Raw genomic sequence first — 8,882 nt, 5'->3', positions numbered from 1 at the left:
GTTCGTTCTCGAGCTGCTCGATCTCTTCTTTGGCGGCACCGGCGCCGCGCCGGTGGACATGCCGGCTGAATTTTCTCCTGCCGCCGAGGCGATGGTGGGTCGCCTGGGGCAGATGATCGCGGTGCCGCTGACGGCCGCGTGGGAGCCGCTCGCCCGCGTCAGCTTCACGGTGGGGCGGTGCGAGGCCAACGCGTCCATGCTGTCGAATTTCGATGGCGAGGATGCCCTGATCGTCACCCGTTTCGGCATCGCGCCTGGCAGCGCGAAGCCGTCGTACATTGATCTCGTCTATCCGGTCGCCGCGCTGAAGCCGCATGGCACCGCGCTGACCGGCAAGGTCGTCGCCAAGGCGGCGGCCGAGGACGCAGCGTGGCAGACCGCGCTGACGCGGGCGGCCATGAACATCCGCTTTCCGGTCCGCTCAGTCCTCGCCGAGCCGACGATCCGCCTGTCGCGGCTGATGGCGCTGCAACCGGGCGACGTAATCCCGATTAGCTTCGGCAAGGACGTGCCGGTGATGGTCGGCAACGATCGTCTCGGCACCGGCACCGTTGGCACTTCCAACGGCCATGCCGCGATTAAACTGACCTCGCTCGCCTCTCTCGAAGGATTGACCCAGTGAACGACATGAGCGGCGGCTTCCCGCCCAAGGATCTTGGCGACGGCGCGCTGGCGGCGAATTTCCGCCTCTTGCAGGACGTGGACGTGAAGCTGACGGTGGAGATCGGCTCGACGCAGCTCACCCTGCGCGAACTGCTGGCACTCGGCGAATCAAGCGTCATCGAGCTGGACCGCCAGGCCAACGAACTCCTCGACGTGTTCGTGAACGGCACGCTGATCGGGCGCGGCGAGGTGGTGACGGTGGGCGATCGCTTCGGCGTGCGCATGACCGAACTGGTCAATCCAGACAAGCGCGGCTGATCCACGCTCATGATGTGGTCCTATATTCTCAAGCTGATCGTCCTGCTGCCGCTGGTCTGCGGCCTCATGATCGGCTGCCTGTATCTTTGGCGGCGCCTGGAAAGCCGGATGCCGGGGCGTGCGGAAGCGCGCTTGATCAACGTCAAGGAGACGATGATGATCTCGCCGGGCCTGCGGCTGGCGGTTGTTGAATTCGAGGGCAAGCGCCTGCTCGTATCAGTGGGTCGTGGCGGTGTGACGCTGGTCGACCGGGCCGACGCGCCAAGGTCCGTATCGTGAGTGTGACCCGTGTCGGCAGTGGCCCTGCCTTGTTCCGCGATGTGGAGCGCAGCCCCTCAGCCGGGTTCTCCTGGTACAAGGTGCTGCTGATCGGCCTTGCCTTTCTGGTAGCCTTGATGGTGGCGATGCCTGCGTTCGCGCAGGTCGGGCCGGCCGCTCCCGCCGCGCCAGGGGCGGGCGATGCGGTGGACCGCGCGCTCGGCCAGCTTGGTGCTGGCCCGAACGGCTCCGGCTCCATGTCGCTGTCGCTCCAGGTGCTCATCATCATGGGGCTGCTCAGCATCCTGCCGGGCATCCTGCTGATGATGACGAGTTTCACGCGGATCATCATCGTGCTGTCGATCCTGCGCCAAGCGATGGGCCTGCAGCAGACACCGCCGAACCAGGTCCTCATCGGGCTCAGCCTGTTCCTGTCGTTTTTCGTGATGGCGCCGGTGATCAGCCAGATCAACACCACCGCAATTCAGCCTTATGCCGCCGGACAGATCGGGGGCACCGACCTGATCAAGACCGCGGGCGCGCCGCTGCATGCCTTCATGGCCAAGCAGACGCGCGTGAAGGATGTGACGATGTTCGCGGAGATGGCGAAGTCCGGCCCCTATGCCAGCCCCAACGACATTCCGTTCTCGGTGCTGCTGCCGGCTTTCGTGACCAGCGAACTCAAGACCGCGTTTCAGATCGGCTTCCTCATTTTCCTGCCGTTCCTTGTCATCGATCTGGTGGTGGCGACGGTGCTCATGGCGCTCGGCATGGCGATGCTTAGCCCGACGATCATTTCCCTTCCGTTCAAGCTGCTGCTGTTCGTGCTGGTGGATGGCTGGGCGCTGACCATGGGAAGTCTCGCCAACAGCTTCGCGCCCTAACCGGACAGGGCATGTGCGGCTGGGCGCTGGCCGCGGCGAACGAGTGAAACTGGATCGGACGAAGCAATGGTGGACGCGGACTATTTCTTGACCGTCGCGAACGAGACCCTGTGGGTGCTCGCGCTCGCCGCCGCGCCGATCCTGATCCCGGCGCTGGTTTCCGGCCTGATCCTCGGCATGATCCAGGCGGCGACCTCGATCCAGGAGCAGACGTTGAGCTTCGTACCGAAGCTGATCGTGGTCGGCCTGTCGCTGGTGATCTTCGGTGCGATGATCCTGGGGCTGCTGAGCGACTTCACCGTCTCGATCTTCGAGCGCATTCCCGATCTGGTCCGCTGACCCGGTGAGCGGGTGCGCGATCCTGGCCGGGCTGAATGAACATGCCCAATGCGGCGTGGAGCATCGGCCGTGCTAGGCTTTGGCCTTTCGATCGAGCCCCAGCTTTGGGCATTGATCTTTGTCATGGTGCGGGTGGGCGCGGCGTTCGTCGCGGCGCCGGTCTTCGGCAACGTGTCCGTGCCGTTGCAGGTGCGTGTCGTGCTTGCCGGCGCCGTCGGCGTGCTGGTGCTGGGCATGCACGACGTGACGCCGCCGCCGCAGGTGTTCGCCCTTGCCACCTTCCTTGCAATCGCCGCCGAGGCGATGGTTGGCCTGGCGCTCGGTTTCATCCTCCAGATCGCCTTTGCGGCGCCGCTGATCGCGGGCGAGGTGATCGGCGGATCGATGGGGATCGGCTTTGCCAACATGATCGACCCCAATTCGGGCCGATCGTCGCCCGCCATCGGCCAGTTCCTGTCCATCCTGCTGACGCTGCTGTTCTTGTCGATCGACGGCCATCTGGTGCTCGTGGAAACAGTGGCACGCAGCTACACCGCACTGCCGCCGGGCGCCGCATGGCTCGCGCCCGGGCAACTGCGCGATATCGCCCTGTTCGGCGGCTACGCCTTCTTCGCCGGCCTGCTGCTCGCCCTTCCGGTCGGCTTTCTTTTACTCTGCCTTAATCTGGTGGTCGGTATGATCTCGCGGTCGGCACCGGCGCTGAACCTCTTCTCGATCGGCCTGCCGGCAAGCCTTGCCGTGGGCGTGATCGCGATGGCGGCCGCCTTTCCGGCAATGGGCGATTACATGATGGTCGTCGTACGCGAAGGCCTGGAAGCGGCACGGAGCCTGGTACTTGGCTGACGAGTTCGGCGAAAAGACAGAAGCCCCGACACCCAAGCGTCTCAAGGACGCGCGGAAGAAGGGTGACGTTCTCAAATCGCGAGAATTCGCCACGGCGCTGGTCGCGCTTGCGGGTGTGGCGTGGCTCGTCTTCTTCGGGCCTTCGCTGATCGCCGCCTGCAAGGGCGTGATGGCCGAAAGCTTCCAGTTCACGCGCAGCGATGTGGAGGATTTCCAGCCGCTCCGGCCGCTCGCCGCCGCAGGGTGGAAGCTGCTGCCGGCGTTCGGCACGCTTTTCGCGATCGTGATGGCCGCTGGCGTGCTCAGCCAGGCGGCGCTCGGCTCGCTTCAGTTCAACGCCGGCCTGCTTGCGCCCAAGGGCAACCGCATCAATCCCGCATCGGGGCTGAAGCGCATCTTCGGCATGAACGGCTGGATCGAACTGGGCAAATCGCTGCTGAAGGTGGCGCTGCTGGGGTCGATCGGCGGATGGCTACTGATGAGCACCGCGCGCACGACGCTGGGCTTGGCGCGCGCCAATCTGGGCGCCGCGGTGGATGCGCTGGGCGGTACGCTGACGACGCTGATGATCGTGATGTCGATGGGCCTGGTCGCGATCGCCTTTATCGACGTTCCGCTGCAGGCCCTCCAGCGCATGAAGAAACTGCGCATGTCCAAGCAGGAACAGAAGGACGAGCACAAGGAGAGCGAGGGCAATCCGGAGGTCAAGGCGCAGATCCGTTCACGCCAACACGCGATGCTCTCCCGCTCCACGCGCCGCGCTGTTGGAGAGGCGCATGTGGTGCTCACCAATCCGACGCACTTCGCGGTTGCGCTGCGCTATGATCGCGGACGGGATCAGGTGCCGGTGGTGGTGGCCAAGGGGCGCGGCGCGACCGCGCTCGCGATCCGCGAACTTGCGGGCGAGCTTGCCGTTCCGATTCTTGAATACCCCATGCTGGCCCGCGCGGTTTACTATACCAGCCGCGAGAACCAGGAAGTCCGTGACGATCTCTACATGGCGATCGCCACGGTGCTCGCATTCGTCTTCGGCCTGAACGAACGCATGGGCGGCACCGCGCCGCTGCCGTCGATCGAGGTACCGCTCGGCGCGCGCTTCGACGAGAATGGCGCCGCGCTCCATTAAGGGCCCGTCCGGCGGCTGGGTTGCGAGCGACTGACATACAGCAGCAGCGCTAAAGCTGGAGCTCAAACGGTCGTTTACCGTCATGTCATGACAACCGTCTCCAGCACCGCCGCCACAACCGCGACCACATCGAGCGTCACGAAGTCGGCGGCGAGCGCCCTGCTTACCTCGCTGGACACCGGGTCGGGGGTCGACACCGGCACGCTGGTCACAAGCCTGGTCGAAGCGCAATTTGCCGCCAAGAGCGCGGCGCTCACCGCCAAGTCCGAGAAGCTGACGGCGCAGCTGTCCGGTGTGTCGACGCTGAAGAGCGCCATCACCGATTTCACCGCGGCGCTGGAAGCGCTGGTGAAGGGCGGCACGCTGCAGTCGCAGCCGGTGAGCAGCAATGGGTCGGTACTCTCCGCAACGGCGATCTCCGGCGCCAAACTTACGGGCCTGACGGCTAGTATCCAGGTCGACCGACTGGCCACGGCGCAGACCGCAGTGTCCAGTGCAAGCGTGGCATCCAAGAGCGAGGTTATCGGCTCCGGCACGTTTACGCTGAAGCTGGGTACGGCAAGCTATGATGCCGATGGCGCCATGACCGGCGTGACGGGGACGGACGCCAACGGCGACGGGGCCGAAGACACGATCGCGATCGACATCTCCAGCGGATCGCTCACCAGCATCGCCGCGGCGATCAATGCGAAGAAGGCCGGCGTCACGGCATCGGTGGTAACGGATGCCGATGGCCGCGCCTTTCTTTCGCTGAAGGGAGAAACAGGGGAGGCCAGGGCCTTCACCCTTGAAGCGACCAACGATCCCTCGGGCAATCTTTCTCAGTTCAACGTAGCGCCGAACGCCACTGGCATGAACATCACGGGCAAGGCCGGCAATGCCGTTCTGAACGTCGATGGCATCACGGTGGAGCGGGCGAGCAACAGCGTCAGCGACCTGGTGGAAGGGGTGAAGCTCGATTTGCTGGCTACCTCCTCCGGCCCGGTGACGCTTTCCTCTTCCACGCCCACGACCGCGCTGACGAATGCGGTCGAGGATTTCGTCTTCACCTTCAATCAGGTGCTGGGCGAGCTGCAGAAGCAGACGGACCCGATCACCGGCGACCTGCGCAGCGACACGGGCGCGCAGAACATGCTGCGTGGCCTGAAGGGGCTGACGTTGCGCAACTTGCTGCCGGGTGCGGCGGCGGATACGCCGCGTACACTGGCGCAGATCGGCGTGCTGACGAACCGCGACGGCACGCTATCGGTGAACAACGACACGCTTACCAAGGCGCTTGCCAGCAACCCCGGCGCGCTCGAGGCGATGTTCTCGAATTCCTCCGACGGATCCGGCGTCCTTGCCGCGATGAATTCGATCAAGCTCAACGCGACCAGCACGCTATATGGGCTGGGCGCATCGACGACGCGATACAATCAGGCGCAGAGCGACCTGTCCGAGCAGCAGGACAAGCTGACCCTTCAGCAAGAGAAGATGACGACGCGACTGACGCAGCAGTTCGCGTCCATGAATGCCCGCGTGGCGGCGTACAAATCGACCCAGACGTTCATGGAAAATCAGATCAAGGCGTGGACGAACGGCGACGACTGATGGGCTATGCGTCTGTTTTGTCGCGCGATCCCGCGCAGACCTATCGTCAGATCGACTTGGCCGGGCGAACCGCCAATGTGGATGGCGCCGGGCTGGTGCAGCTTCTCTACGAGGAGCTATGCCACGCACTTCGGGTCGCCGCCTGGGCTGCGGAGAACAAGAAGTTCGCGGTGAAAAGCGAACGGGTCACCCGTGCGACGGCGATCTTGTTCGCGCTGGAGGCCAATCTCGATTTCGAACGCGGCGCCGAAGTATCCGCCACTCTGGCGCGCGTTTATGCGGGCGCGCGCAAGCAGGTGATCGAGGCCAGCCTGGGACATGATGGAGGCCCCTTCCGGCAGGTCGCCGACATGCTGGGCGAGATTGCGGATGCTTGGCGAATGGCACGCGCCGCCTGAGCAGCCCGACGCCGGGAGCCCGTATCAGCGATCGAGCAGATGGTCTGCCGGTTATCGCAGCCAATGCCGGGCGACGAACCAACCCGTCACGGCGACCGCAATAATCACGCAAAGGCCGGCGATTGCGTCAAACGCCCATGGCTGCTCCGCAAACCACAGGCCCTGCACGTTCATTCCATACAGGCCGGTGATGAAGGTGAGCGGCAGGAACACCATCGCGGCGATGGAGATGATCAGGCTGCGCTGATCCAGCTGTTCGGCACGCAGATCCGTCAACGCTTCATGGATCAGGCTGGCACGTTCGCGGATCGCCTCGACCTCCTCGGCCATGCGCGCGGCACGATCAGCCGCCGCCGCCAGATGGGCGCGATCGTCCGTCCCCAGCCAGTTTGCCGGCATGGAAGCGAGCTTTTCAAGCGCCGCGCGTTGCGGATTGAGGAAGCGACGGTAGTTGATCGCCTCCACGCGCACTCGCGTCACGCTTTTGCGCAACGCGAACGCATGCGCGGCATCGAGTTGCTGCTCGCAATCGTCGAGATTGTCTCCGAGATCCGCCACCACGGGATCGAGATCCGCCGTGATGGCCGTTGCGAAGGCGGTGATGATGTCGCCGGGGTCGAGCACCCGGCCCTCCGTGACGTCTTTCTCAACTGCATCCGTCGCGAGCAGGTGTTTGCGGGTAACGGAAATCACCCGGCCTTGTTCGGCCCAGATACGGACCGATGCGAGCATGTCCGACGGATCCAGCTCTTCTTCCGTCCGCCCGCGCAGGTTCACAAAGGCTCCGTCATCCAGCGCGTCGCAGCGCGGGCGGGTCTCCTGTGCCGTCAGCGGATCGACGACATAGTCGGGGAGGCTTGCCGCGCCGCGCAGCCAGCCCTGCGCATGTTCCGCCGTGGTGGTCAGGTGAACCCAGACCATGTCGCCCGCGCCGGTCAGCGCATCCTGAACGCTGGTCCGGGACGCAGAGCCGTCCTGAATGCGATAGGCAAAGCCGCTCACGCCATCCTCACATCGACCGTGAGGCCGGGCAGGCCGGTCGGCGCTTGGTCGCATGGCATTCGGTCGGCATCGGCACGGGCGCGATTGAGGATGGCGAGGGGGACGTCTCGCCCGTGCGTCACGCGATCCGCGTTGGCGAGCAATCGCGCCTGACGGAGCGTGAGTTCGTCGGGATCACCGGACGGAAGCGTGATCGATGCCAACGCGTCCTGCGACCCGGTGACGTCATCCGAAGGCGTGCCGGCAATGCTTTGGGGATAAAGCGGGTCGTAGATCGCGCCTGGCGCAAGCGCCGCTGAGATCGCCCGGCGACGAGCCGGTCCATCCGGGTAGCGTGCTCGCCACGCCGAACGCGCCGCGAACAGCGCATCGGCGAGGTCGCCGAGGCTTGTCGGCAGCAGCGCCTCGAGACGCTGGCGTAGCGCTGCGGCAAGACCAGCCGACGCACCTCCCGTACCGACGGCGACGATCACGGGCGCACGATCGATGATGGCCGGCAGGGTGAAATCGCAAAGATCGGGTCGATCAACGGCGTTCACCAGGATGCCGCGCGCCTTCAGTCGCGCGACCGCGGCTTCATCGTCCACGACTATCGCCAGGCGCGGCGCGGCCGGCCCGTCGGTGCTGCGGATGTCATCGGCGGACACTGGAGAATGCGGCGCGCCGGTTGCGGCCCAGGCAGTGCCATCCTCGCGCACGACAATGGCGCCGGCACGCTCCAGCAGGCGCCGCTTGGCCAAGGCTGCTTCACCGTCGCCTGCCAATATCACCGGGCGGCCTTGAAGCCGCACGAAGATTGGAAGGCTATGCAGGCTCACAGCCAGTCCGGGACACGCTCGGCGGCGAGGATCGTTTCCGCCGAGATGCGATCCGCGACCACGGCATAGCGATCGCCATCAACCAGTACCTCCGGCACGAGCGGGCGCGAATTGTACGTCGAGGCCATGGTCGCGCCATAGGCGCCGGCCGTTCTGAAGATGGCGAGATCACCCGACTTCACCAGATCAATCTCACGATCGCGCGCGAACGTATCGCCGGTTTCGCAGACGGGGCCGGCGATGCTCGCGACCATCCGTTCACCGCTGGGCCGCACGGCCTCGAAATCGTGCCAGGCATCGTAGAGCGCAGGGCGTGCCAGATCGTTCATGGCGGCATCAACGATCACATAGGGGTGCGTGACGCCGGGCTTCACCCAGATCACCTCGGTCAGCAGCACACCCGCATTGCCGGCGATCACGCGTCCGGGCTCGAACATCAAGGTGACGTCCCAATCCCTGGTGACGCGTGCGACCATTGCGCCGAAATCGGCGGGATCGGGCGGCACGTCGCCGGCCTTGTAATTGACGCCAAGCCCTCCGCCCAGATCGACGTGGGTGATGGTGTGCCCCGCCGCACGAAGCTCGGCAACGAAGGCGCCGATGCGCGTATAGGCGGCTTCCAGCGGCGACAGGTCCAGAAGCTGGCTGCCGATGTGGATGGCAACGCCGCGCAGATCGAGCCCGTCGAGCTTGGACAGGCGGG

The 8,882-nt window shown here is 65.2% G+C and carries 12 protein-coding genes; 9 read left to right on the top strand and 3 right to left on the bottom strand.

Features of this window, described 5'->3' with window-relative positions:
• The 9 genes from AX702_RS14090 to fliS all read left to right on the top strand — a co-directional run.
• Positions 1 to 622, top strand: a 622-nt coding sequence (locus AX702_RS14090) for a FliM/FliN family flagellar motor switch protein (RefSeq protein WP_197420613.1), incomplete at its 5' end; no start/stop codon positions are given.
• A complete protein-coding gene (gene fliN, locus AX702_RS14085; RefSeq protein WP_066780591.1) occupies positions 619 to 921 on the top strand; it encodes a flagellar motor switch protein FliN in 303 nt (100 codons plus the stop codon). The genes AX702_RS14090 and fliN, both read left to right, overlap by 4 nt.
• Positions 922 to 930: 9 nt before the next feature.
• The gene (locus tag AX702_RS14080; RefSeq protein WP_066780590.1) at positions 931 to 1,200 is read left to right on the top strand and encodes a FliO/MopB family protein; all 270 of its coding nucleotides are present in this window, start codon (positions 931 to 933) and stop codon (positions 1,198 to 1,200) included.
• A gap of 2 nt (positions 1,201 to 1,202) precedes the next feature.
• The gene (gene fliP, locus AX702_RS14075) at positions 1,203 to 2,063 is read left to right on the top strand and encodes a flagellar type III secretion system pore protein FliP (RefSeq protein ID WP_443026301.1); all 861 of its coding nucleotides are present in this window, start codon (positions 1,203 to 1,205) and stop codon (positions 2,061 to 2,063) included.
• 66 nt (positions 2,064 to 2,129) lie between these two features.
• Positions 2,130 to 2,402 (top strand): flagellar biosynthesis protein FliQ, encoded by a 273-nt coding sequence (fliQ, locus tag AX702_RS14070; RefSeq protein WP_066780588.1) that lies wholly within the window; start codon positions 2,130 to 2,132, stop codon positions 2,400 to 2,402.
• A 48-nt stretch (positions 2,403 to 2,450) separates the two neighbouring features.
• Positions 2,451 to 3,245, top strand: a complete 795-nt coding sequence (gene fliR / locus AX702_RS14065) for a flagellar biosynthetic protein FliR (RefSeq protein ID WP_082746268.1) — start codon at positions 2,451 to 2,453, stop codon at positions 3,243 to 3,245.
• On the top strand, positions 3,238 to 4,371 hold the full coding sequence (locus AX702_RS14060) for an EscU/YscU/HrcU family type III secretion system export apparatus switch protein (protein ID WP_066780587.1): 1,134 nt from the start codon (positions 3,238 to 3,240) through the stop codon (positions 4,369 to 4,371). Before fliR ends, AX702_RS14060 begins: the two co-directional genes overlap by 8 nt.
• Before the next feature lie 87 nt (positions 4,372 to 4,458).
• Entirely contained in the window at positions 4,459 to 5,961 is a 1,503-nt protein-coding gene (fliD, locus tag AX702_RS14055; RefSeq protein ID WP_066780586.1) for a flagellar filament capping protein FliD, read from the top strand.
• Positions 5,961 to 6,359: a flagellar export chaperone FliS gene (gene fliS / locus AX702_RS14050; RefSeq protein WP_066780585.1), complete on the top strand. Its 399-nt coding sequence runs from the start codon at positions 5,961 to 5,963 to the stop codon at positions 6,357 to 6,359. The genes fliD and fliS overlap by 1 nt, the downstream gene beginning before the upstream one ends.
• A gap of 51 nt (positions 6,360 to 6,410) precedes the next feature.
• Here fliS and AX702_RS14045 read toward each other — a convergent pair whose 3' ends face one another.
• From AX702_RS14045 to AX702_RS14035, 3 genes are all read right to left on the bottom strand, one after another.
• Entirely contained in the window at positions 6,411 to 7,361 is a 951-nt protein-coding gene (locus tag AX702_RS14045; protein ID WP_066780583.1) for a CorA family divalent cation transporter, read from the bottom strand.
• Positions 7,358 to 8,173 (bottom strand): precorrin-2 dehydrogenase/sirohydrochlorin ferrochelatase family protein, encoded by an 816-nt coding sequence (locus tag AX702_RS14040; RefSeq protein ID WP_066780592.1) that lies wholly within the window; start codon positions 8,171 to 8,173, stop codon positions 7,358 to 7,360. The genes AX702_RS14045 and AX702_RS14040 overlap by 4 nt, the downstream gene beginning before the upstream one ends.
• 2 nt (positions 8,174 to 8,175) lie before the next feature.
• A partial coding sequence (locus tag AX702_RS14035) for a diaminopimelate decarboxylase family protein (RefSeq protein WP_443026300.1) occupies positions 8,176 to 8,882 on the bottom strand: 707 nt, incomplete at its 5' end.

The sequence above is a fragment of the Sphingomonas sp. CCH5-D11 genome, from assembly GCF_001557395.1.
Classification (GTDB): Bacteria; Pseudomonadota; Alphaproteobacteria; order Sphingomonadales; family Sphingomonadaceae; genus Sphingomonas.
The sequence above is the reverse complement of the archived record's forward strand: the minus strand, read 5'-3'. Positions and strand labels throughout refer to the sequence as shown.